The sequence below is a fragment of the Mycobacterium sp. MFM001 genome (assembly GCF_003402475.1).
GTDB lineage: Bacteria > Actinomycetota > Actinomycetes > Mycobacteriales > Mycobacteriaceae > Mycobacterium.
In genome coordinates, this window is record NZ_BFAB01000014.1 from 1 (window position 1) to 23,013 (window position 23,013).

A 23,013-nucleotide genomic window follows, 5' to 3' on the forward strand; every position below is an offset into this window, starting at 1 on the left:
CTATTTTCGAGAGAGACGCAAAGTCCCCTCGACACGCCGGGAAAAAGGTAACTTTGCGTCTGCTCACCAAAGGTAAATGACCAGCGTCTCAACTGGTCCGCCTGACCCGCCGATTCATGGAGGCGTCGTAGATGGATGGCATGGCGGAGCTGGTGCCGGTCCTGCTGGCCCACCAGTTCGACGAAGCCGCGCTGCAACGCTATCTGGGCGGGCGGCTGCCGGGGTTCGACACCGGGATGCAAGTGCGTCAGTTTCAGGGCGGCCAGAGTAATCCGACGTTTCATCTGAGTACCGCTGCCGGCGAGTACGTGCTGCGCAAGAAGCCGCCCGGCACGCTGCTGCCGCGTGCCCACGAGGTAGAGCGCGAGTACCGCGTGATGGCAGCCCTGGCCGACACCGACGTGCCAGTGCCACGGATGCGGCTACTGTGCGACGACGAATCGGTGATCGGCACAACATTTTTCGTCATGGACCATGTCCCCGGGCGAATCTTTCCCGACCGGGTGATGCGCGAGTGCACACCCGAGCACCGCGCCGCGATCTATGAGGATCTGGCTCGGGTGCTGGCGGCGCTGCACTGCGTGGATTGGCGCGCGGTCGGTCTCGAGGGCTTCGGCAAGCCCGAGGGTTACATGCAGCGGCAGGTCGCGCTGTGGACCAAACAGTGGCACGCCGCAAAGGTCGAGGACACCCCGGCGATGGACATGCTGGCGGCGTGGCTGCCCGAGCACTTGCCGCCCGACGACGAGCCGGCATGCATCGCCCACGGCGACTACCGGTTGGGCAACGTGCTGATCCATCCGACCGAGCCGCGCGTGGTCGCGGTGCTGGACTGGGAACTCGCGACCATCGGCCATCCGCTGGCCGACCTGGCCTATGCCTGCCTGACCTACCACCTTCCGGCCGACTCCACCGGCCGAAGTGGCGTGGCGGGCGAGGACTTGGCGGGCACCGGCATTCCCGACGAGGACGCATTTGTCGCGAGCTATTGCCGCCATGCGGGCCGGGAAATCCCTGACTCGCTCGACGTCTTCGTGGTGTTCTCCATGTTTCGGCTGGCATCGATCGGGGCGGGCGTCTATCGGCGCGGAATCGAAGGGAACGCGGCGGATTCGCGGGCAGCCACGTTCCGGGAGCGCTATCGCGAGCTGGCACAGATGGCGTGGACGCTGGCGCAGGATATGGATTAGTCCACAGACTGACCCGTCGCCGCACAGTAACCGGCGCGGTAGCCGAAAACCATTGCCGGGCCGATAGTTCCGCCGGCGCCGCCATAGGCCCGCCCGGTCACCCCGGCCATCGCGTTGCCGGCGGCGAACAGCCCCGGTATCGGCGCTCCGTTGACGTGCTGCACCCGCCCGTCGCGGTCGGTGCGCGGACCGCCCTTGGTGCCCATCGCGCCCACCGACACCGGCACCGCAAAGTAGGGGGCGGTGTCGATCGGACCCAATGTCTTTCCCGCCGGCGTGGTGGCGCGTTCGTCGCCCCAGTAGCCGTCGTATGCGCTTGAGCCGCGCCCGAATTCGGGATCGGATCCGTCCGCGACGTCGCGGTTCCAGTGTTCGACGGTGCGAGCCAGCCCGTCGGCGTCGATGCCGGTCTTGGTGCCCAGCTCGGCAAAATCGGCGGAGGCGTTGAACCAGTCCGGCACCGGCTCCCCTGGTGCGACCCCGAGGAACCCGTAGCGTTTCAGGTGCAGCGAGTCGAAGACGATCCACGCCGGGTCGTTGACGTAGCCGTCGCGCGGATCGAGGTAATGGAAGGCGCCGGCCATCGAGTTGTAGTCGCACGCCTCGTTGACGAACCGGCGGCCGGCCCGGTTGACGATGATGCTGCGCGGACGGGTTCGTTCCAGGCGTACGCTGCGGCTGCGCTGATGCCCGTCGATGGTGTCGCCGGGGATCTGCACAATCGGCACCCACCAGGCTTCGCCCATGTTGGCCAGCTCGGCGCCCTGTGACATCGCCATCCGCAGCCCGTCGCCGGTGTTGTTCGGCGGCGAGACCGCACCATGCATCGGCCCGCGCAGAAAAGCCTTGACCCACAGCGGATTCCACTCGAAGCCACCAGTGCCCAGGATGACGCCGCGACGCGCGCGAACCGTTCGTGAACCCACCCTGACGCCCGCGATGCCGTCGCCGCCGGCAACAAGTTCCTCTGCGCGCGCACCGGTCTGCGGCGTCACACCCAAGTCCAGCAATCCCTTGAGTAACCCGGCGATCAGCGCGGTGCCCGCCACACACAGGTCGGCGCCTTCATCGACGTCTGCGTGCAGCCGCGCGCGGGTCTCGGCGTCGAACCCGACATTGGACCAGTCGGCGGGAAACGACGTGATCGCATCACGCCACTCGCCCAACTGCGCCAGATCGTAAGGCGCAGCGGAAAAAGACCTACCGCCAGTAGGCCGCCCGCCCGGCAGCTCCGGTTTGTAGTCGGGGAAACCGGTCGCGATTTCAAAGCGCAGGCCACTGTGCGCCTCGACGAAATCGAGCATCGCCGGGCCGGTTTGCACGAACGTCTCGACCAGCGGCTCGTCCATCGACCCGAAAGACTGTGCCCGCAGGTAGCTCAACGCGTCGTCGACCGTCAATTCGCCGTCCGGGCAACGGTTGTGGGCCGGAATCCACACCACGCCACCCGACACCGCGGTGGTGCCGCCAACCGTCGGCGCCTTCTCGTACACCGCCACCGAGGCGCCGTGGGCGGCTGCGGTCAGGGCGGCTGTGAGGCCGGCGCCGCCGCTGCCGAGCACGACGACGTCGACTTCGTGGTCCCAAGAAGGCATCGAGAGTCCTTTCAGCTCAGAATTGCCGACAATTCCTTGGCCGCCTTGATCACCGCGTCCTTGCCGCGCAGCACGACGTCCTCGCGGTGCGAGATCAGGTTGATACACGTTGGCGGCGACGGCGGTTGGCGATGCACCGGCACTGCCAGGCCGTAGGTGTTCGGCTCGATCTCACCGTGGGTGATCACCCAGCCCTGCTCGCGGGCCCGCGAGACCAGGTCGCGTTCCCCGGGCCGCGGCGGCATGCTCGCCAGCAGCGCGATGCCGGCCGCGCCGCGGTGCAGCGGGTAGCGGCTGCCCTCGTGGAACGCCAGCTGGTAGGCGACCTGGGTGGGCACGATCACCGCGAGTGCCACCTGCTGGTCGCCCTCGGCCACCAGCAGCGACACCGTGGTGCCCAGATCGTCGGCCAACGCCCGCAGCGTTGGCACGCTCAGCTGGCGCATGTTGCGGTCGAACGACGCACCCAACACCGCCAGCCCCGCCGCCGGGCGGTACCGGCCGTCTTCGCCCTTGGCGACCAACCGGAACTCGGCCAGCGTGCCCAGCAGCCGGTAGGCGATCGTGCGGTGCACCCCGACGCCGTCGGCGACCTGTTGGACCGTCATGCCCGCGGGCGCGGCGGCGACCAGTTGCAGCGCGGCCAGCCCCCTGGCCAGCGTCTGCGAACCGTTCACCACCTTGACAGACCACCGATAGAGAGTGATGCTCTACAGATATTGCACATTAGTGTGCGATTTTAGCACACGACCTGAGCGGATACGAGAATGGGATTTCCGGTGACGGAGTACGAGAGCGTCTGGAGCGACTTGCAGGGTGTTCCGTTCGAGCAGGGCTACGTGGAGGCGGGCGGCGTCCGAACCCGCTATCTACATGCCGGTGACCTCGAAAGGCCGGTGCTGGTCCTCCTGCACGGTTCCGGCGGCCACGCCGAGGCGTACGTCCGCAACCTGGAGGCCCACGCCGAACACTTCTCCACTTGGTCGATCGACATGTTGGGCCACGGCTACACCGACAAGCCCGGTCATCCGCTCGAAATACCGCACTACGTCGAGCATCTGATCGCGGTGCTGGACGCCATCGGCGCGCAGCGTGCGCACCTGTCCGGTGAGTCGCTCGGCGGCTGGGTGGCCGCGCGGGCCGCCGTCGACCACCCGGAGCGGGTCGACCGTCTCGTGCTCAACACCGCCGGTGGCTCGCAGGCCGATCCCGAAGTGATGCAACGGATTATCACGCTGTCGATGGCGGCCGCCGAGAATCCGACCTGGGAGACCGTGCAGGCGCGGATCAAGTGGCTGATGGCCGACAAGTCCAAGGACTACGACGATTTGGTGGCCAGCCGCCAACGTGTCTACCGGCAACCGGGTTTCGTTGCCGCGATGCGCGACATCATGGCGCTGCAGGATCCCGAGATCCGGGCACGCAACCTGCTCGGCCCGGCTGAGTACGGCGCCATCACCGCGCCCACCCTGGTGCTGTGGACTAGCGACGACCCTACCGCCGACGTCGACGAGGGCCGCCGCATCGCCTCGATGATCCCCGGTGCGCGCTTCGAGGTGATGCCCGGCTGCGGGCACTGGCCGCAGTACGAGGACGCCAAGACATTCAACCGGCTGCATCTCGACTTCCTGCTGGGACGTATGCAGTGACCACCGACGTAGACGTCGTCGTGGTCGGGGCCGGCCCTGTCGGGTTGACGTTGGCCAACATCCTTGGGCTGCAAGGTGTTCGGACGTTGGTGGTCGACGAGCGTGCGTCGCTGATCGACTATCCGCGCGGCGTCGGTCTGGACGACGAGGCGTTGCGGACCTTCCAGGCGATCGGTCTGGTCGACACGATCCTGCCGCACACGGTGCCCAACCAGATCCTGCGGTTCGTCGACGCCAAGCGGCGGGTGCTGGCCGAGATGGCCCCGGCCGACGCCCGGTTCGGCTGGCCCAAGCGCAACGGCTTCGTCCAGCCGCTGGTCGACGCGGAATTACTGCGCGGCTTGGACAGATTCGAGCACGTCGAGGTGTGGTGGGACCGCCCGATGACCTCCTGCGCTTCGGCCGCCGATGCGGTGACCGTCGAGCTCGGTGGCGGTGACAGCGTGCGCGCACGCTATGTCGTCGGCTGCGACGGCGGGCGCAGCACCACCCGGCGGCTGATGGGGGTGTCCTTCGACGGCACCACCTCGTCGACCCGCTGGCTGGTCATCGACCTCGCCAACGATCCACTCGGCCATCCGAACAGCGAAGTCGGCGCGGACCCCGAACGCCCGTACGCGTCGATATCGATCGCGCACGGAATTCGCCGGTTCGAGTTCATGATTCACGCCGACGAGACCGACGAGCAGGCCGAGGACCCAGCGTTTCTCGCGCGCATGCTCGCGCCGTTCGTCCCGCACCCGGACCGCGTCGACGTGATCCGCCGCCGGGTGTACACCCACCACTCCCGGATCGCCGGCGCGTTCCGGCGCGGCCGGCTGCTGCTCGCCGGCGACGCCGCGCATCTGATGCCGGTATGGCAGGGGCAGGGCTACAACAGCGGTATCCGGGACGCCGCCAATCTCGGCTGGAAGCTGGCCGCAGTGGTGAACGGTCAGGCCGACGACGCGTTGCTCGACACCTACGACGTGGAACGACGCAAGCACGCCCGGGCGATGATCGACCTGTCCACGATGGTGGGCCGGGTCATCTCGCCGACCAACCGCCGGGTGGCCGCCGTCCGTGACCTGCTGGTGCGGTCGGCGTCAATTGTGCCTTCGCTCAAGCGATATGTGCTCGAGATGCGGTTCAAACCGATGCCGCGCTATGAGCACGGCGCCGTCGTGCACACCACACCGGACTCACCGGTCGGCACCTTGTTCGTGCAACCCCGGGTGGACATCCGCGACAAGCAGAACGTCATGCTCGACGACGTGCTGGGCACCGGTTTCGCCGTGCTGTGCTGGAACAACAACCCACGTGAAATCCTCGGCGCCGCAGCATTTTCCGATTGGCAAAAGCTGGGCGCCCGGTTCGTGGCGGCGCGGCCCCTGACCCAGCTGCACTGGACCGGACACGACGACCCCGACGTGGTGATCGTCGGCGACCGTGACGGTGACCTGAAAGCCTGGTTCGACGCCCGCCGGGAATCCGTGCTGTTCCTGCGTCCCGATCGCTGCATCGCCGGCGCCTGCATCGCCCAACTCGCACCGCAGTTGAGCGCCAAGCTCTTCGACGTCCTCACCTTGACTCCGGGAGGAAACCGTGCCGCTAGCCCTGTGCTGTACGTCTCACAGCCCGCTACTGAATCTGCCCGGGCCGTCGCAGGACCTCCTTGATGACATCGACGCCGCACTCGCCCAGGCTCGCGACTTCGTCGACGATTTCGACCCCGAACTCGTCGTGGTCTTTGCGCCGGACCACTACAACGGGTTCTTCTACAAGCTGATGCCGCCGTTCTGTATCGGCACATCCGCCCAGGGCGTAGGCGACTACGGCACGTACGCCGGACCGCTCGACGTCCCCGAGGACATTGCCGCCGGCTGCGCGAAAGCCGTTCTCGCAGCGGGCGTCGACATCGCGATATCCGCGTGCATGGACGTGGACCACGGCACCGCCCAGCCGCTGGAGAAACTGTTCGGCGACGCCACGGCCCGGCCGGTGATTCCGTTCTTCATCAACTCGGTCGCCACCCCCCTCGGACCACTGCAACGGTGCCGGGCGCTCGGTGACGCTGTCGGCAGTCACCTGGCCACGCTGGACAAGCGGGTGCTGGTGCTCGGATCCGGTGGGCTCTCACATGATCCGCCTGTGACTGTGCGCGACGGGCCGATGACCGCCGAGCAGCGGCAGGCCCGCCAGACGGCCGTGATCGACGCGGCCAGGACCTATGCCGATGGCACCAGCGACCGCCAACCGATCAATCCCGCCTGGGATCATCGCTTCCTCGACATCGTCGACTCCGGACAGCTGGCCGACCTCGACGGTTGGTCCAACTCGTTCATCACCCACGAGGGCGGCAACTCCGCGCACGAAATCCGCACCTGGGTCGCCGCTTTCGCGGCTATGGCCGCAGCAGGGCCGTACCGGACCACGGTGCGCTACTACAAAGCGGCCGCCGAGCTCATCGCCGGCTTCGCCATCCGGACGGCGGTGCCGACGTGACGCATGAAGTCGACGTATTGGTGGTCGGTTCCGGCGGCGGCGGCATGACGGCCGCGCTGACGGCCGACGCCGCCGGGCTGGAGACGCTGGTCGTCGAAAAGTCTTCGCATTTCGGGGGTTCCACCGCGCTGTCCGGCGGCGGGATCTGGGTGCCCGGTGCGCCTGCGCAACGCCGCGAGGGTTACACCCCGTCGCCCGACGGTGTCGTCGAGTACCTGCGCCGCATCACCGAAGGACTGGTCAGCGACGCCCGGATCCGCCAATACGTCGAGGCGGCGCCGCAGATGATGGAGTTCCTCGAACAGCTCAGCCCGTGGTTCGAATTCGTCTGGAAGCCCGGTTACGCCGACTACTACCCGGAGTTGCCCGGCGGTTCGGGGCTGGGCAGCACGATCAACGTGCCGGCGATCGACCTGCGCACGCTGGGGGACGAGGAGCAGCACCTGCTGCAGCCGCTGGCGCTGGCGCCGCGGGGAATCTGGCTGGGCCCCAAAGAGCTTCGGTCCTTCTATCAGGTTCGCCAGTCGTGGGCGGGCAAGGCAGTTCTGGTCAAACTAGTGTGGCGCATGGTCCGGGCGCGGGTTTTCGGCGACCGGATGGCGGCCATCGGCCAGTCGCTGGCGGCACGGCTGCGGCTGGCGATGAGGGACCGCGGCATCTCGCTGTGGCTGGACTCGCCGATGACGCAGCTGATCACCGACGCCGACGGCTCGGTGACCGGCGCCGTCGTCGTCAAAGACAGTGTGCCACAGCGGATCCACGCCCGCCGCGGCGTCATACTGGCGACCGGCGGTTTCGACCACGACCTCGCCTGGCGCAAAGAACACCAGCCGGTCGTCGACCACGACTGGAGCTTCGGCAACGCCGCGGCCACCGGCGACGGCATCCGCGCCGGCCAGCAGGTCGGCGCCGCCGCCGACCTACTCGACGAAGCGTGGTGGTTCCCCGCCATCCAATGGCCCGACGGCAGGCTGCAATTCATGCTCAACGAGCGCATGATGCCGTCGCAGTTCATCGTCAACGGCGACGGGAAACGCTTCTTCAACGAGGCTGCGCCTTACATGGACTTCGGCCACGCCATGCTCGAGGGACAGAAAACCGGTGTCACCCACATCCCGTGCTGGCTGATCACCGACCATCGGTCCTGGAACCGGTACGTCGTCGCCGGACACCTTCCGCTGCCGAAGATTCCGGGCGCGCCGGTGCCCACCGGCCGCAAGGTGCCGCAAGCGTGGCTGGAATCCGGTGTGGTCAAGTCCGCCACCAGCTGGGCGGACCTGGCCGCCAAGATCGGAGTCCCCGCCGCCGCGCTGCAAGACACCGCAACACGATTCAACGAGCTGGCCCGCAAGGGCCACGACGACGACTTCAACAGAGGTGACAGCGTTTACGACAACTATTACGGAGACCCCACCCTGGACAATCCCAACCTGTATCCCCTGGGCAAACCGCCCTACTACGCGTTCCAGATCATCCTCGGCGACCTCGGCACGTCGGGCGGCTTGCGCACCGACGAGCATGCCCGTGTGCTGCGGGCCGACGACAGCGTGGTGCGCGGCCTGTACGCGGTGGGCAATACCGCGGCGCCGGTGATGGGTCGCAGTTACGCCGGCGCAGGCGCCACGATCGGACCGGCCATGACGTTCGGCTACGTCGCGGCCAAACACCTTGTCACCCAACGGTCAACCCTTATTGGAGGTAACCAGTGAAAATCTCACTGTTCTACGAATTCGCGCTGCCCCGTCCCTGGGTGCCCGACGACGAGCGGATCCTGCTGCAGGAGTGCCTCGACGAGGTGGAGGCCGCCGATGCGGCGGGTTTCTCCACGGTCTGGCTGACCGAGCACCACTTCCTCGAGGAGTACTGCCATTCCACCGCTCCGGAGATCTTCCTGGCCGCGGCGAGCCAGCGCACCAAGAACATCCGGCTGGGTTTCGGCATCATGCATCTGCCGCCGGTGGTCAACCACCCCGCCCGGGTGGCCGAACGAATCGCCACCCTCGATCTGCTGTCCAACGGGCGGGTGGAGTTCGGCACCGGCGAATCCTCGTCGGTCGGCGAACTCGGCGGCTTCGGCATCGATCCCGCCGACAAGCGCGCCCAGTGGGAGGAGGCGCTCGAGGTGTCGATCCGCTGCATGATCGAAGAGCCGTTCACCGGGTTCAAGGGTGAGCACGTCGAGATGCCGGCGCGCAACGTGATCCCCAAGCCGATGCAAAAGCCGCACCCGCCGGTGTGGGTGGCGTGCACCAGACCGGCCACCGTGCAGATGGCCGCCCAAAAGTGCATCGGCGCATTGAGTTTCGCCTACACCGGCCCGGGCCCGCTGACCGAGCGGGTCAACGGGTACTACAAGGAATTCGAGGAGAACGGCGTGCCGGTCACCCCGGCGATCAACCCGAACATCCTGGCAATCGGCGGCGACCTGTCGATGATGGTCGCCAAGACCGACGAGCAGGCGCTGGAACGTCTCGGAAAGGGCGGCGGCTTCTTCTCGTTCGGGATCATGCACTACTACATGACCGGTGTGCACACGCCGGGCCGGACCGGGGTGTGGAAGCGCTATCTCGAAGAAGTCGAGAAGGATCCGACACTGGCCTACGGTCCCGGTCGCGGCGCGATCGGCTCGCCGGCCACCGTCCGGGAGTTCCTGCGCGGCTACGAGGAGAGCGGCGTCGACGAGATCATCCTGCTGCTCAACCCGCGCAGCCACGAAGGCACCATGGAGTCCATCGAGATCATGGGCAAAGAGGTGCTGCCCGAGTTCATCGAGCGCGACGCAAAAGCCGTGGCCGACAAGGCGAAACGGCTGGAGCCGGTCATCGAGAAGGTCGAGGCACGCCGCAGCGCCTCCACAGCACCGGAATTCGACGAAAGCTACTCGTTCGGCGGCTTGCCCACCGGCCGTGGCGGCAAGTTCACCGCCAGCGAGATCCCCGAGGCCATGGCCGAGATCAACGAAGGCCGGGTCCAGGCTGCGCAGCGCGCCAAAGAACAGCGGAAGTGATCGAGCAACGCTGGCGATACGACGGCCGCCGCGTGGTGGTCACCGGCTGCGCGTCGGGAATCGGCGCGCACGTCGCACGGCAGCTCACCGAGCTGGGTGCCGACGTCGTCGGGTTGGATCTCCAGGAGATGGACCTCGCCGACGCCGAATCGATCGACCGCGCCGTCGCCTCGATCGGCACCGGAGTCGACGCGCTATTCAACATCGCCGGGGTGTCCTCCGGCATCGGCGATCCGCTGCGCGTCGTCGCCGTCAACTTCCTTGGCCTGCGCCACCTCACAGAGGCGCTCACCCCGTCGATGCCGCCCGGCTCGGCGGTAGTCAGCGTGTCCTCGCTGGCGGCGGCCGGCTACCGCGAGCACCAACACGAGGTGGCCGGGCTGCTGAACACCACAACGATGCCCGAGGGAATCGACTGGTGCCGCCGCAACCCCGACGCGCTAACCGGTGGGGGCTACCGGTTGGCCAAAGAAGCAGTCATTCTCTACACCATGAAATCCGCCGCCGCCCTCGGCGCCCGGGGCATTCGGATCAACTGCACCGGCCCGGGCGTCACCGAAACCCCGATCCTCGACCAACTGCGCTCAGCCTACGGCCAGGCATACCTCGACGACATCCCCAAGCCGCTGGGCAGGGCCGCCGAACCCGACGAGCAGGCATCGGTGCTGGTGTTCCTGAACAGCCGAGCGGCCAGCTACATTTCGGGGCAGGTCATCTGGGTCGACGGCGGGGCAGTGGCTGGGGCGATCGCCGCCGAACTCGAGGAGGGATCCGCGTCGTGGCCGGCCTGACCGAATTCCGAAAGGTCGCAAAAGACGTCAGCAACTGGGGCCGCTGGGGTGACGACGACGAACTGGGCACGTTGAACTTCATCGACGCCGACAAGGTCGCCCAGGCCGCAAGCCTGGTCAAACGCGGCGCAGTCTTCCCGCTCGGCGTGGACTTCGGCTCTGCGGGGCCACAGGGCGCATTTCAGTTCCGGCACAACCCGATCCACGTCATGACCGTCGACGGCGGCGACGCCGCCACCCTGGCGCAGTACGGTCCGAAATGGACCCGCAACTCGGTCGCGCAGGAAGTGAGCGGTTACTTCGGCGACGGCCTGCTGCGTTTCAACGACGACATGATCATCATGCCGCTGCAGGCGGCCACCCAATGGGATGCGCTGTCCCACGTGTACTACGAAGACCAGCTGTACAACGGGTTCCCGGCCAGTTCGGTCACCAGCTACGGCGCCTTCCACTGCGGGATCGACAAGGTCGACGGCAAAGGCATCACCTCTCGCGGTGTGCTGCTCGACGTGGTCCGCCACCGCGGCGCGGACACCTTCCTCGAGCACGGCAACCCGATCACGCCCGAAGAGCTCGACGACGTCGCTCGCTCGCAACGCGTGACGGTCGGCCGGGGAGACATCGTGCTGATCCGGACCGGTTGGTGGGCACGGTTTTTGACGACCGGCGACGGCAGTGAGCCGGGCGCGGGACTGGGCTGGCGCTGCGCCTCCTGGTTCCACGACCACGACGTCGCCGCCGTGGCCGCCGACAATCTGATGGTCGAAGACCCGGTGTCCGGTGTCGAGGGCACGTTCTTGCCGATGCACTTGCTGTGCCTGCGCGACATGGGCCTGATGCTCGGCGAGTACTGGGATCTGACCGCGCTGGCGGCGGACTGTGCGGCCGACGGGGTCTACGAATTCCAGCTCGTCGCACCGCCGTTGCGAGTTGTCGGTGCCGTGGGCTCGCCGGTGAATCCGATCGCGATCAAGTAGGGATGAAGATGACACAAGCTGTTGGACCACTGGTCGTCGGTGTGGGCGGCACGCTGCGTTCGAACTCGTCGACCGAGCGGGCGTTGCGGCACTGCCTGGAAGCCGTTGAGCGACAAGGCGGCCGAACCAAACTGTACTGCGGTGAGGACATCGAGCTGCCGATGTACAACCCGCACGATCCGGCCCGCACCGCCAAAGCCGTCGAACTGATCGGCGCGCTGCGGGAGGCCGACGCCGTCGTCGTCGCCTCACCCGGATACCACGGCGGGGTCTCCGGGCTGGTGAAAAACGCGCTGGACTACATCGAGGACATGCGCGACGACTCCCGGGTCTACCTCGACAACAAGCCGTGGGGCTGCATCAGCTGCGCCTACGGATGGCAGGCGGCGGTGGGCACGCTGGATCAGCTCCGGGCGATCGGCCATGCACTGCGCGCCTGGCCCACTCCGCTAGGGGTCGCGATCAACTCGGCAGACCAGATCTGGGACGAGGCCGGCGGATTGGCGGACGCCGCTGTGCGGGCCCAGCTCGATCTGCTGGCCTCGCAGGTGCTGACGTTCACCCGGTCGGCCCCGGGCACTTCATGAACCCCTGGCAGCGCAAAACCGTCGTCGTCGACGGACTGATCACCAGCTTTCTGGAAGCCGGCGCCGGCGACCCCGTGGTCCTGCTGCACGGCGGAGAATTCGGCGCCAGCGCCGAAATCGGTTGGGAGCACACTATTCCAGCGCTCGCCGAGCACTACCATGTGCTCGCGCCGGACATGCTGGGATTCGGGGAGACGGCCAAAGTCATCGACTTCAACGACGGACGCGGAATGCGGATCCGTCACATCGCGCGGTTCTGCGCCGAAATGGACGTCGAGTCGGCACATTTCGTCGGCAACTCGATGGGTGCGATCAACTTGCTCGTCGACGCCACCTCCGATTCGCCGCTCCTGCCCGCGCGCAGCATCGTGACCATCTGCGGCGGCGGCGAGATCCAGCGCAACCAGCACATGGAAGCGCTCTACGACTACGACGCCACCATCGAGGGGATGCGCCGCATCGTCGAGGCGCTGTTCTGCGATCCCGCCTTCCCAGCCGACGACGAGTACGTGCAGCGGCGTCACGAATCGGCCACCGCGCCCGGCGCCTGGGAGGCCATCGCGGCGGCGCGGTTCCGCCGGCCCGGCGCGCCCCCGCCCCCGTCGCCGTCGAGCCAGCGCGCCTACGGGCGCATCGCGGTCCCGACGTTGGTGGTCGAGGGCGCCTGCGACAAGCTGCTCCCGCCCGGCTGGGCCAAAGAGATCGCCGACCAGATTCCCGACGGCCGCTGGGCAGTGGTCGACGCGGCCGGACACTGTCCGCAGATCGAGCAACCGGCGACGGTCAACCAGCTGCTGCTGGACTTCCTCCGTCCGCAACGCAGCAGTTGATACAGCTCCACGAATCGCCATTGACTTAGTTGCGACAACTGCAGCGTGTCTCGTGCGCTTAGTGTGATTTTTGTTACATAGTGTGGCCCATGGGGAACCTGAGTTGTCACGTCGCGTGCTGCCCAACGCGTGCTCCAGGGGGGACGAGGCAACGGTGACGACGGCGACGCAGGCGCCGGCCCGGCTCACCGAATACGTTCGCGAGCAACTCGAGCCTCCGCTGGCCACGGTCGGCGGCTTTGCCCGGATGTGTGTGCTGACCGGAAAGTCGCTGTTCCGGGTGCCTTTCCATTGGCGCGAAACCATCTACCAGTGCTGGTTCATCATGCGGGTCGCGCTGCTGCCCACCATCGCGGTCTCGATCCCGCTGACCGTGCTGATCGTCTTCACGCTCAACACTCTGCTGTCGGCGTTCGGGGCCGCCGACCTGTCCGGCGCCGGTGCGGCGCTGGGCGCGGTCACCCAGCTGGGGCCGCTGACCACCGTGCTGGTGGTGGCCGGTGCCGGGTCGACGGCCATCTGCGCCGACCTCGGCGCGCGCACGATCCGCGAGGAGATCGACGCGATGGAGGTGCTCGGCATCGACCCGATCCACCGGCTGGTGGTGCCGCGGGTCGTCGCCGCGACGTTCGTCGCCACGCTGCTCAACGGCACTGTGATCACCATCGGTCTGATCGGCGGCTTCTTCTTCGGCGTCAAGCTCCAAAACGTCTCGGGCGGCGCCTATCTCGCCACGCTGACCTTGGTCACCGGGTTGCCCGAAGTGGTGATAGCCATGGTCAAGTCGGCGATATTCGGCGTGATCGCCGGTTTGGTGGGCTGCTACCGCGGCCTGACCACCAAGGGCGGTCCCAAGGGTGTCGGCGTGGCGGTCAACGAGACGCTGGTGTTGTGCGTGCTCGCGCTGTTCGCGGTCAACGTGGTGCTCACCACCATCGGTGTGCGGTTCGGGACGGGGCGCTGAGATGTCCACTGCCACCGTCATTCGCGCCCGCTACCCGCGCACTGTCGCCAACCTCGAGCACTATGTCGGCGGCACCACCCGGGCAATCAGTCGCGCCGGGCAGATGACCCGGTTCGCGCTTGTCGGCAGTTGGTCGATCGGCTGGGCGCTGCGCCGCTACCGCCGCGAGACGCTGCGGCTGATCGCCCAGATCGGCATGGGCACCGGCGCGATGGCCGTCATCGGCGGCACCGCGTCGATCATCGGGTTCACCACGCTGTCCGGCGGCTCGCTGATCGCGATCCAGGGCTTCGCGTCGCTCGGCAACATCGGCGTCGAGGCGTTCACCGGATTCTTCGCCGCACTGGCCAACGTCCGCGTCGTCACGGCGGTCGTGACCGGCGTCGCGCTGGCCGCGACCGTCGGTGCCGGCGCCACAGCCGAATTGGGCGCCATGCGGATCAGCGAAGAGATCGACGCGCTCGAGGTGATGGGCATCAAGTCGATCGCGTTTCTGGTGTCGACCCGTCTGATGGCCGGGCTGGTGGTGGTCGTCCCGCTGTATGCGATGGCGCTCGTCATGTCGTTTTTGTCCGGGCAGACCGTCACCACGCTGTTCTACGGACAGTCGGTGGGCACCTACGAGCACTACTTCCGGACGTTCCTGCGCACCGAGGACGTGTTCTGGTCGGGGGCGGAGGTCATCGTGATGGCGGTGATCGTGATGATCACCCACTGCTACTACGGCTACACCGCCAGCGGCGGACCGGTCGGGGTGGGCGAGGCGGTCGGCCGATCGATGCGTTTCTCGCTGGTGTCGACGGTGATCGTGGTCCTGCTGACCTCCCTTGCGCTCTACGGCGTCGACCCGAATTTCAACCTCACGGTGTAGCCGCCATGACGATTCCGATCAAGGAACGCAAGACGCGAAGCTGGCCGGACCTGGTGGCGGGCCTGGGGTTGTTGCTGGCGTGCGCCCTGGTGCTTTCGTTGACGTACTGGCAGTTTCGCGGCAATTTCACACCCAAGACGCGGTTGACGATGCTGGCCGGCCGGGCCGGCCTGGTGATGGATCGCGGCTCCAAGGTCACCTTCAACGGCGTCAGTATCGGCCGGGTGGCCGAGATCTCCGAGGTTCAGCACGAAGGCGAGCCGGCCGCCAAGTTCACCCTCGACGTGGATCCGCAGTACGTGCAACTGATTCCGTCCAACGTCAAAGCCAAGATCCAGGCGACGACCGTGTTCGGCAACAAGTACGTGTCGTTCACGTCGCCGCAAAACCCGTCGCCGCAACGGATCACACCGCAGCACGTGATCAACGCGATCTCGGTGACCACCGAATTCAACACCTTGTTCGAGACGATCACCCAGATTGCCGAGAAGGTCGACCCGGTCAAGGTGAACCTGACGCTCTCCGCGGCCGCGCAGGCGCTCAGCGGGCTGGGCGAGCGGTTCGGTCAGTCGATCGTCAACGGCAACGCGATCCTCGACGACGTCAACCCGCAGATGCCCACCATCCGCCACGACATCCAGCAGCTCGCGGCCCTCGGCGACATCTACGCCGACAATGCACCGAATCTCTTTGACGCCCTGAACAATGCGATCACCACTGCCCGCACGCTGAACCGCCAACAGGCCGACGTGGATGCCGCGCTGTTGGCGGCGACCGGCTTCGCCAACACCGCGGCGGACACCTTCGAGAAGGCGGGGCCGTACCTGCAGCGCCTGCTCGCCGATCTGGTGCCCACCGCCCGGCTGCTCGACACCTACAGCCCAGAGATCCTCTGCACCTTCCGCAACTTCGCCAAACTCGTCCCCAAGATCGGGGAACTGGAAAGCGGCAACAGTTACTCTGCGCGGCTTGGTGTTTCGCTCAACGGAGCGGAGAACCCATACATCTATCCGGACAACTTGCCGCGGGTGAACGCCCGCGGCGGACCCGGCGGCTCGGCGGGTTGCTGGCAGCCGATCACTCGCGACCTGTGGCCGGCGCCCTACCTGGTGATGGACACCGGCAACAGCATCGCGCCGTACAACCACTTTGAAATCAGCCAGCCTATCGCCACCGAATACGTGTGGGGACGCCAGTACGGGGAGTACACGATCAACCCATGAAAATCCGCGGAACAATTATTCGACTCGCCGCCATCGCGTCAGTGCAGCTGTTGTTCACCGCCGTCATCGTCATTGTTTTCGGCCAGATCCGATTCGACAAAACCAACAGCTATTCCGCAGAGTTTTCCAATGCCAGCGGATTGCGGGCCGGGCAGTTCGTCCGCGCCTCGGGTGTCGAGGTCGGCAAGGTCAAAAGCGTCGACCTGATAGACGGGGACAAGCGAATCCGGGTCGACTTCACCGTCGACCGCTCGATCCAGCTGTACCAATCGACAACCGCAGCGATCCGCTATCAGGACCTGATCGGCAACCGCTATCTGGAACTCGACCGCGGCACAGGCGAAAACGCCGACCGGGTGCTTCCGCCCGGCGGATTCATCCCGCTGGCCCGCACCCAGCCGGCGCTGGACCTGGACGCGCTGATCGGTGGTTTCAAGCCGCTGTTTCGGGCGCTCAATCCCGAGAAGGTCAACAGCCTCGCGTCGGCCATCATCACCGTGTTCCAGGGTGAGGGCGGCACCATCAACGACATTCTCGACCAAACCGCGCAGCTGACCGAACATCTGGCGCAGCGCGACGACGCGATCGGCGAGGTGATCAAGAACCTGAACACGGTGCTGGACACCACGGTCAAGCACCGTAAGGAGTTCGACGCGACCGTCGACAACGTCGAGAAACTGGTCACCGGTTTGAAGGACCGCGCCGATCCGCTGGCGGCCGGCACGGCGCATATCAGCAACGCCGCCGGGACGGTGGCCGATCTGCTGGCCGACAACCGAAGCTTGCTGCACGACACCGTAAGCCACCTCGAGGTCATCGCGCAGCCGCTGGTCGACGGGCGCGACCGGCTCGAGAACATGTTGTCGAAGCTGCCGGATGCGTTCAACCGCATCGGTCGCGCCAGCGGCATCTACGGCGACTTCTTCAACTTCTACCTGTGCGACGCGTCGCTCACGGTCAACGGGCTGCAGCCCGGCGGACCGGTCCGCACGGTCAGGCTCTGGCAGCAGCCGACGGGTAGGTGCACCCGGCAATGAGAACGCTCGAACCCGCCAACCGGGTCCGCATCGGGGCGCTGGCGATCGTGGTGGCGCTGCTCGTCGTCGGCGTGGGCCAAAGCTTCAGCAGTGTCCCGATGCTGTTCGCCAGCCCGAGCTACTACGGGCAGTTCACCGACACCGGCGGATTGAGCAAGAACGACAAGGTGCGCATCGCCGGCAAGGACGTCGGCATTGTGCAGAGCCTCAAAATCGACGGCGATCACATTCTGATCAAGTTCTCGACGGGCACGCATACCGTCGGCACCGAGAGCCGGCTGGCGATCAAGACCGAGACCATCCTGGGAAAGAAGGTGCTCGAGATCGAGCCGCGCGGCCACGAAAAGCTGCGCCCCGGAGGCGTTTTGCCGCTCGGCCAAAGCACCACCCCATACCAGATTTACGATGCGTTCTTCGACGTCACCAAGGCCGCCGCCGGCTGGGACATCGAGACCGTCAAGCGGTCGCTGAATGTGTTGTCGCACACCATCGATCAGACCTACCCGCACTTGAGCGCCGCCCTGGACGGGGTGGCCAAGTTCTCCGAGACGGTGGGCAAACGCGACGAGGAGATCAGGCACCTGCTCGAGCGGGCCAGAAAGGTGGCCGACGTCCTCGGTGACCGCAGCAAGCAAATCAACGCACTGCTGGTGAACGCCCAGGCGTTGCTGGCAGCGTTCAACCAACGCGGGCGCGCCGTCGAGGCGCTGCTGAGGAACGTCGCGTCGTTCTCGACCCAGGTGCGCGGGCTCATGCGCGACAACCCCAACCTGCATCACCTGCTCGAGCAATTGCGCACCGTCACCGACGTATTGGCCAAGCACAAGAACGACCTGGCGTCGGTGCTGACCACGCTGCGGAACTACACCGCGGCGCTGAGCGAGGCGGTCGGCTCCGGCCCGTACTTCAAGGTGATGGTCGCAAACATCCTGCCGTACTGGATTCTGCAGCCGTGGGTGGACGCGGCGTTCAAGAAGCGTGGCATCGATCCCGAAGACTTCTGGCGCAGCGCGGGATTGCCGGCGTTCCGGTTCCCCGACCCCAACGGCACCCGGTTCCCCAACGGTGCGCCGCCGCCCGCGCCGCCGGTGTTGGAGGGCACCCCGGATCATCCAGGGCCCGCGGTGGCGCCCGGTTCGCCGTGTTCGTATGCGCCGCCGCCGGAATTGTTGCCCCGGCCCGGTAATCCGATGCCGTGTGCGGGCGTCGATCAGGAGCAAGGCCCGTTCGGGCCGAATGGGCCGTACCCGGCGTTACCCGACGTTCGGCCGTTGCCTCCCAACGCCCATGGGCTACCGCCGACGCCGGGGATCCCGATCGCCGGGCGGCCGGGCGAGGCGCCGCCGGACGTTCCGGGCACTCCGGTGCCGATCGCGCCGGGGCCGCCGGGCTCGCGCAGCGAGCCGCTGGGGCCGCCTGGCCCGGCCGCGCCGCCGTCGACGTTCGCGCCCGGGCTGCCGCCGGGACCGCCGGCACCGCCCGGACCCGGCCCGCAACTCCCCGCGCCGTTCATCACGCCTGACGGGACCGGAGGCCAGTATTGAGCACCATCTTCGACATCCACAACCTGCGGCTGCCGTCGCTGTCGCGGGCGTCGGTCGTCATCGGGTCGGCAGTGCTGCTGCTGAGTCTGATCGCCGCATTCGTCGGTTGGCAGGTCTATCACCGGCTGACGAATACCACTGTGGTGGCGTACTTTCCGCAAGCCGACGCGCTGTACTCGGGGGACAAGGTCCAGATCATGGGCATCCGCGTCGGCGCGATCGACAAGATCGAGCCGGCCGGCGACAAGATGAAAGTGACCTTCCACTACCAGAGCCGCTACAAAGTGCCGGCCAACGCGCAGGCGGTGATTCTGAACCCGACGCTGGTGGCGTCGCGGGCCATCCAGCTGGAGCCGCCGTACAAGGGCGGCCCGGTGCTGGCCGACCACGCGGTGATCCCCATCGAACGCACCCAGGTACCGGTGGAATGGGACGACCTGCGCAACCAATTCACCAACATCATCGACAAACTCGGCCCCACACCCGAACAGCCCAAGGGCCCGTTCGGCGACATCGTGGAATCGTTCGCCGACGGGCTGGCCGGCAAGGGCAAGCAGATCAACGCCACGCTGGACAACCTGTCCGAGGCCCTGACCACGCTCGACGAGGGGCGTGGCGATTTCTTCGCCGTGCTGCGCAGCCTGGCGCTGTTCGTGAACGCCCTGCACCAAGACGATCAACAGTTCGTCGCGCTGAACAAGGACCTGGCCCAGTTCACGAATGCGCTGACCACCTCAGATCAGGCCGCCGCCAACGCGATTCAGCAGACCGACGACTTGTTGGACACGGCCCGCACGTTCTTTTCGGAGAACCGTGAGGTGCTGGCCCACGACGTCAACAACCTCTCCGAAGCGACCACCGCGATCGTGCAGGAAACCCCGAGGGACGGTTTGGAGACCGCGCTACACATCCTGCCCACGATGGCCGCCAACGTGCTCGGGATCTACGAGCCCGCGCACGGCAGCCTGACCGGGGTGCCCGCGCTGGTCAACTTCGCGAACCCAATGCAGTTCATCTGCAGCGCAATTCAGGCCGGCAGCCGGCTGGGCTATCAGGAATCCGCCGAGCTGTGTGCGCAGTATCTGGCGCCGATTCTGGACGCGATCAAGTTCAACTACGCGCCGTTCGGGATGAACCTGTTCAGCTCCGCCGACACCTTGCCCAAGAACATCGCCTACTCCGAGCCGCGGCTGCAGCCGCCGCCCGGGTACAAGGACACTACGGTTCCCGGGATCTTTTCGCGGGATACCCCGTGGTCGCACCGAAACTCGGAGCCGGGCTGGATCGTCGCGCCGGGGATGCAGGGCGTTCAGGTCGGACCGTTCACGGCAGCGATGTTGACGCCGGAATCGTTGGAGGAGCTGATGGGTGGCCCGGACATCACCCCGCCACCGGCGGGGCAGAACATGCCCGGGCCGCCCAATGCCTACGACCAGAACAACCCGCTGCCGCCGCCGTGGTATCCGCAGCCGCTGCCGTCGCCGACGGCCGCCCCGCCGCCACCGCCGCCGGCGCAAGCTCCGCTCGGCGCCGCCGAAGGGCCAAGCCAGTGAGGCGCGTCCGCCAAGCACTGGCGGTGCTGGTGGCCGTGATGGTGCTGACGTCGTGCGGAAACTGGCGCGGCATTTCCAATGTGCCGCTGCCCGGCGGGCCAGGCAGCGGGCCAGGCTCCTACACCGTCTACGTGCAGATACCGAACACGTTGGCGCTCAACGGAAACAGCCGGGTCTTGGTGGCAGACGTCTTCGTCGGCACCGTGCGCGCCATCAACCTGAAGAACTGGGTCGCCACGCTGACGATAGACCTGGAGAAGGGTGTTCGGCTGCCGAAGAACGCCACCGCCAAGATCGGCCAGACCAGTCTGCTGGGTTCTCAGCACGTCGAACTGGCCGCGCCGCCGAACCCGTCGCCGCAGTTGCTGAAGGACGGCGACACCATTCCCCTGAGGAACGCATCGGCCTACCCCTCGATCGAGCAGACCTTGGCCAGCCTGGCGATGGTGCTGCGCGGCGGCGGGATTCCGAACATCGAGGTGATCCAGAACGAGGTCTACAACATGCTGCATGGACGGGCCCAGCAGTTCCGGGACTTCCTGCACAAGCTGGACACCTTTGTCGCGAAGCTCAACCAGCAGCGCGGCGATGTCACCCACGCGATCGATTCGACCAACCGGCTGCTGGGCTACGTGGGCGGACGCTCCGATGTCATCGATCGGGCGCTCACCGAATTCCCGCCCCTGGCAAAGCATTTCGCGGACCAGCGAGATCTGTTCATCAACGCTGTCGACGCGGTGGGCCGGCTCAGCGACATCACCGACCAGACGCTGTCGGCTTCACGGGGCGATCTGCACCAGGATCTGCAGTTGCTGCAGCGACCGCTGAAGCAACTCGGCCTTGCCTCACCGTATTTGGTGGACGCACTGGGGCTGCTGCTCTCCCCGCCGTTCACCATCGACAGCGTGCCGAAGATCGTGCGCGGCGACTACATCAACGTCTCCGGGTCGTTCGACCTCACGCTGAGCACCATCGACAATGCGGTCTTTTCCGGAACCGGAATCTCGGGAATGCTGCGCGCGCTCGAGCAGTCGTGGGGGCGTGACCCGGCAACCATGGTCCCCGACATCCGGTTCTCGCTCAACCCGGCCGACGCCCCGGTGGAACGGGGTGAGTAACCGATGCTGACCCGCTTCATCCGCTACCAGCTGATCGTGTTCGCCATTCTGACGGTGGTCGCACTCGTCGCCCTGGGCTGGTATTACCTGCGCATCCCGAGCATGATCGGCATCGGCCAATACACGCTGACCGCGGATCTGCCCGCTTCGGGCGGTTTGTATCGCACCTCCAACGTGACCTATCGCGGCATCCAGATCGGCAAAGTGACCAAGGTTGTACCGACGGTGACGGGCGCGCGGGCCACCCTGTCGATCGACAGGCGCTACCGAATCCCCGTCGACGCCACCGCCAACGTGCATTCGGTGTCGGCAGTCGGCGAGCAATACCTGGACCTGGTGTCCACCGGCAATCCGGGAAAGTTCTTCTCGCCCGGCCAAACCATCACCAAGGGCACGGTGCCCAGCGAGATCGGGCCTGCGCTGGACGCCGCCAACCGCGGCCTGTCGGTGTTGCCCAAGAACAAGATCGCCTCGCTGCTCGACGAGACCGCGCAAGCGGTCGGCGGCATGGGGCCCGCGCTGCAGCGCTTGGTCGACTCGACCCAGACGATCGTCGGCGACTTCAAGAACAACCTCTCCGACGTCAACGACATCATCCAGAATTCCGCACCGATCATCGACAGCCAAGTCACCTCAGGTGATTCGATCGAACGCTGGTCTCACAACCTGAACGTCCTGACGGCGCAGGTTGCCCAGAACGACACGAGCCTGCAACGCATCCTGTCGAAGGCCCCACCGACCGCCGATCAGGTCGCCGAGGTGTTCAGCGACGTCCGCGAGGCGCTGCCGCAGACGGTGGCCAACCTCGAAATCGTCGCCGACATGCTCAAGCGCTACAACAAAGGTCTCGAGCAGTTGCTGGTGTTCCTGCCGGAGATCGGGTCTGTCGCGCAGTCCGCAATCGCGTCGGCCCCGGGGTCGGTGCTGATGGACTTCAACCTGTCGCTCAACAATCCGCCGCCGTGCCTGACCGGATTCCTGCCGGCGTCGGAGTGGCGGTCGCCGGCCGACACCAGCACGGCGCCGCTGCCGACCGGCACGTATTGCAAGATCCCCCAAGACACTCCGGCCAACGTGGTGCGCGGGGCGCGCAACCTGCCCTGCGTCGACGTGCCGGGCAAACGTGCCGCGACGCCGCGCGAGTGCCGCGACCCCAAACCGTATGTGCCCCTGGGCACCAACCCGTGGTACGGCGACCCCAACCAGATTCGCAACTGCCCGGCGCCCGGCGCCCGCTGTGACCAGCCGGTCAACCCCGGCCAGGTGATACCGGCGCCGTCGGTCAACAACGGACTGAACCCGCTGCAGGCCGACAAGGTGCCCGGCACACCGCCACCGGTCAACGATCCGCTGTCCCGGCCGGGTTCGGGCACGGTGCAGTGCAACGGACAGCAGCCCAACCCGTGTGTCTACACACCGTCGAGCCCGGCGGCCGTCTATCTACCGTCCAGCGGAGAAGTGGTGGGCCCCGACGGCGTCAAGTACAACCTGGAGAACTCCGGCGATATCGGCGACGACGGGTGGAAGCAGATGCTGGCGCCGGCTCCGGCTCGTTGAGATCGCGCTCAGGGCTGTTGATTCGCGAAAATCACG

The 23,013-nt window shown here is 66.6% G+C and carries 20 protein-coding genes; 18 read left to right on the top strand and 2 right to left on the bottom strand.

The window, feature by feature from the left end:
• Nucleotides 1-140: 140 nt before the first annotated feature.
• On the top strand, nucleotides 141-1,190 hold the full coding sequence (locus tag MFM001_RS20180) for a phosphotransferase (RefSeq protein ID WP_238159306.1): 1,050 nt from the start codon (nucleotides 141-143) through the stop codon (nucleotides 1,188-1,190).
• Here the strand turns inward: MFM001_RS20180 and MFM001_RS20185 are convergent.
• The gene (locus MFM001_RS20185) at nucleotides 1,187-2,785 is read right to left on the bottom strand and encodes an FAD-dependent oxidoreductase (protein WP_116377048.1); all 1,599 of its coding nucleotides are present in this window, start codon (nucleotides 2,783-2,785) and stop codon (nucleotides 1,187-1,189) included. The two genes, MFM001_RS20180 and MFM001_RS20185, sit on opposite strands and share 4 nt — an antisense overlap.
• 11 nt (nucleotides 2,786-2,796) lie before the next feature.
• Nucleotides 2,797-3,465: an IclR family transcriptional regulator gene (locus MFM001_RS20190; protein WP_371685586.1), complete on the bottom strand. Its 669-nt coding sequence runs from the start codon at nucleotides 3,463-3,465 to the stop codon at nucleotides 2,797-2,799.
• Between the two features lie 99 nt (nucleotides 3,466-3,564).
• On the opposite strand from MFM001_RS20190, the gene MFM001_RS20195 reads away from it, so the two are divergent.
• The 17 genes from MFM001_RS20195 (at nucleotide 3,565) to MFM001_RS20275 (ending at nucleotide 22,977) form a co-directional block, all read left to right on the top strand.
• Nucleotides 3,565-4,434, top strand: a complete 870-nt coding sequence (locus tag MFM001_RS20195) for an alpha/beta fold hydrolase (RefSeq protein ID WP_116377134.1) — start codon at nucleotides 3,565-3,567, stop codon at nucleotides 4,432-4,434.
• Complete coding sequence (locus MFM001_RS20200) at nucleotides 4,431-6,092, top strand: bifunctional 3-(3-hydroxy-phenyl)propionate/3-hydroxycinnamic acid hydroxylase (RefSeq protein WP_116377050.1); 1,662 nt, start codon at nucleotides 4,431-4,433, stop codon at nucleotides 6,090-6,092. Before MFM001_RS20195 ends, MFM001_RS20200 begins: the two co-directional genes overlap by 4 nt.
• Entirely contained in the window at nucleotides 6,019-6,918 is a 900-nt protein-coding gene (locus MFM001_RS20205) for a 3-carboxyethylcatechol 2,3-dioxygenase (RefSeq protein WP_116377051.1), read from the top strand. The genes MFM001_RS20200 and MFM001_RS20205 overlap by 74 nt, the downstream gene beginning before the upstream one ends.
• The gene (locus tag MFM001_RS20210) at nucleotides 6,915-8,627 is read left to right on the top strand and encodes an FAD-binding protein (RefSeq protein ID WP_116377052.1); all 1,713 of its coding nucleotides are present in this window, start codon (nucleotides 6,915-6,917) and stop codon (nucleotides 8,625-8,627) included. Before MFM001_RS20205 ends, MFM001_RS20210 begins: the two co-directional genes overlap by 4 nt.
• A complete protein-coding gene (locus tag MFM001_RS20215) occupies nucleotides 8,624-9,925 on the top strand; it encodes an LLM class flavin-dependent oxidoreductase (RefSeq protein WP_116377053.1) in 1,302 nt (433 codons plus the stop codon). The genes MFM001_RS20210 and MFM001_RS20215 overlap by 4 nt, the downstream gene beginning before the upstream one ends.
• Nucleotides 9,922-10,716 carry a coniferyl-alcohol dehydrogenase gene (locus MFM001_RS20220; RefSeq protein WP_116377054.1) on the top strand — a complete coding sequence of 265 codons (795 nt, stop codon included), beginning with the start codon at nucleotides 9,922-9,924 and terminating at the stop codon, nucleotides 10,714-10,716. Before MFM001_RS20215 ends, MFM001_RS20220 begins: the two co-directional genes overlap by 4 nt.
• Nucleotides 10,704-11,693, top strand: coding sequence for a cyclase family protein (locus MFM001_RS20225; RefSeq protein WP_192887007.1), 990 nt, complete (start codon nucleotides 10,704-10,706; stop codon nucleotides 11,691-11,693). Before MFM001_RS20220 ends, MFM001_RS20225 begins: the two co-directional genes overlap by 13 nt.
• Nucleotides 11,694-11,701: 8 nt before the next feature.
• Nucleotides 11,702-12,280: an NADPH-dependent FMN reductase gene (locus MFM001_RS20230; RefSeq protein WP_116377136.1), complete on the top strand. Its 579-nt coding sequence runs from the start codon at nucleotides 11,702-11,704 to the stop codon at nucleotides 12,278-12,280.
• A complete protein-coding gene (locus MFM001_RS20235) occupies nucleotides 12,277-13,110 on the top strand; it encodes an alpha/beta fold hydrolase (protein ID WP_116377055.1) in 834 nt (277 codons plus the stop codon). The genes MFM001_RS20230 and MFM001_RS20235 overlap by 4 nt, the downstream gene beginning before the upstream one ends.
• 247 nt (nucleotides 13,111-13,357) lie before the next feature.
• The gene (locus tag MFM001_RS20240; RefSeq protein ID WP_116377137.1) at nucleotides 13,358-14,074 is read left to right on the top strand and encodes an ABC transporter permease; all 717 of its coding nucleotides are present in this window, start codon (nucleotides 13,358-13,360) and stop codon (nucleotides 14,072-14,074) included.
• A 1-nt stretch (nucleotide 14,075) separates the two neighbouring features.
• Nucleotides 14,076-14,945, top strand: a complete 870-nt coding sequence (locus MFM001_RS20245) for an ABC transporter permease (RefSeq protein ID WP_116377056.1) — start codon at nucleotides 14,076-14,078, stop codon at nucleotides 14,943-14,945.
• 5 nt (nucleotides 14,946-14,950) lie between these two features.
• Nucleotides 14,951-16,168, top strand: a complete 1,218-nt coding sequence (locus tag MFM001_RS20250; protein WP_116377057.1) for an MCE family protein — start codon at nucleotides 14,951-14,953, stop codon at nucleotides 16,166-16,168.
• Entirely contained in the window at nucleotides 16,165-17,205 is a 1,041-nt protein-coding gene (locus tag MFM001_RS20255) for a virulence factor Mce family protein (RefSeq protein ID WP_116377058.1), read from the top strand. Before MFM001_RS20250 ends, MFM001_RS20255 begins: the two co-directional genes overlap by 4 nt.
• Nucleotides 17,202-18,749 (top strand): MCE family protein, encoded by a 1,548-nt coding sequence (locus MFM001_RS20260; RefSeq protein WP_116377059.1) that lies wholly within the window; start codon nucleotides 17,202-17,204, stop codon nucleotides 18,747-18,749. Before MFM001_RS20255 ends, MFM001_RS20260 begins: the two co-directional genes overlap by 4 nt.
• Nucleotides 18,746-20,302 (top strand): virulence factor Mce family protein, encoded by a 1,557-nt coding sequence (locus MFM001_RS20265; protein WP_116377060.1) that lies wholly within the window; start codon nucleotides 18,746-18,748, stop codon nucleotides 20,300-20,302. Before MFM001_RS20260 ends, MFM001_RS20265 begins: the two co-directional genes overlap by 4 nt.
• Nucleotides 20,299-21,420, top strand: a complete 1,122-nt coding sequence (locus tag MFM001_RS20270) for a virulence factor Mce family protein (protein WP_255422441.1) — start codon at nucleotides 20,299-20,301, stop codon at nucleotides 21,418-21,420. Before MFM001_RS20265 ends, MFM001_RS20270 begins: the two co-directional genes overlap by 4 nt.
• A gap of 3 nt (nucleotides 21,421-21,423) precedes the next feature.
• Nucleotides 21,424-22,977: a virulence factor Mce family protein gene (locus tag MFM001_RS20275; protein ID WP_116377061.1), complete on the top strand. Its 1,554-nt coding sequence runs from the start codon at nucleotides 21,424-21,426 to the stop codon at nucleotides 22,975-22,977.
• The last annotated feature ends 36 nt before the right edge of the window (nucleotides 22,978-23,013 follow it).

Bases quoted from the DNA above. Each gene is read 5' to 3' on its own strand.
- MFM001_RS20235 (WP_116377055.1), top strand. From the start codon at position 12,277: ATGAACCCCTGGCAGCGCAAAACCGTCGTCGTCGACGGACTGATCACC.
- MFM001_RS20245 (WP_116377056.1), top strand. From the start codon at position 14,076: ATGTCCACTGCCACCGTCATTCGCGCCCGCTACCCGCGCACTGTCGCC.
- MFM001_RS20240 (WP_116377137.1), top strand. From the start codon at position 13,358: ATGTGTGTGCTGACCGGAAAGTCGCTGTTCCGGGTGCCTTTCCATTGG.
- MFM001_RS20255 (WP_116377058.1), top strand. From the start codon at position 16,165: ATGAAAATCCGCGGAACAATTATTCGACTCGCCGCCATCGCGTCAGTG.
- MFM001_RS20250 (WP_116377057.1), top strand. From the start codon at position 14,951: ATGACGATTCCGATCAAGGAACGCAAGACGCGAAGCTGGCCGGACCTG.
- MFM001_RS20260 (WP_116377059.1), top strand. From the start codon at position 17,202: ATGAGAACGCTCGAACCCGCCAACCGGGTCCGCATCGGGGCGCTGGCG.
- MFM001_RS20230 (WP_116377136.1), top strand. From the start codon at position 11,702: ATGACACAAGCTGTTGGACCACTGGTCGTCGGTGTGGGCGGCACGCTG.
- MFM001_RS20185 (WP_116377048.1), bottom strand. From the start codon at position 2,785: ATGCCTTCTTGGGACCACGAAGTCGACGTCGTCGTGCTCGGCAGCGGC.
- MFM001_RS20275 (WP_116377061.1), top strand. From the start codon at position 21,424: ATGCTGACCCGCTTCATCCGCTACCAGCTGATCGTGTTCGCCATTCTG.
- MFM001_RS20180 (WP_238159306.1), top strand. From the start codon at position 141: ATGGCGGAGCTGGTGCCGGTCCTGCTGGCCCACCAGTTCGACGAAGCC.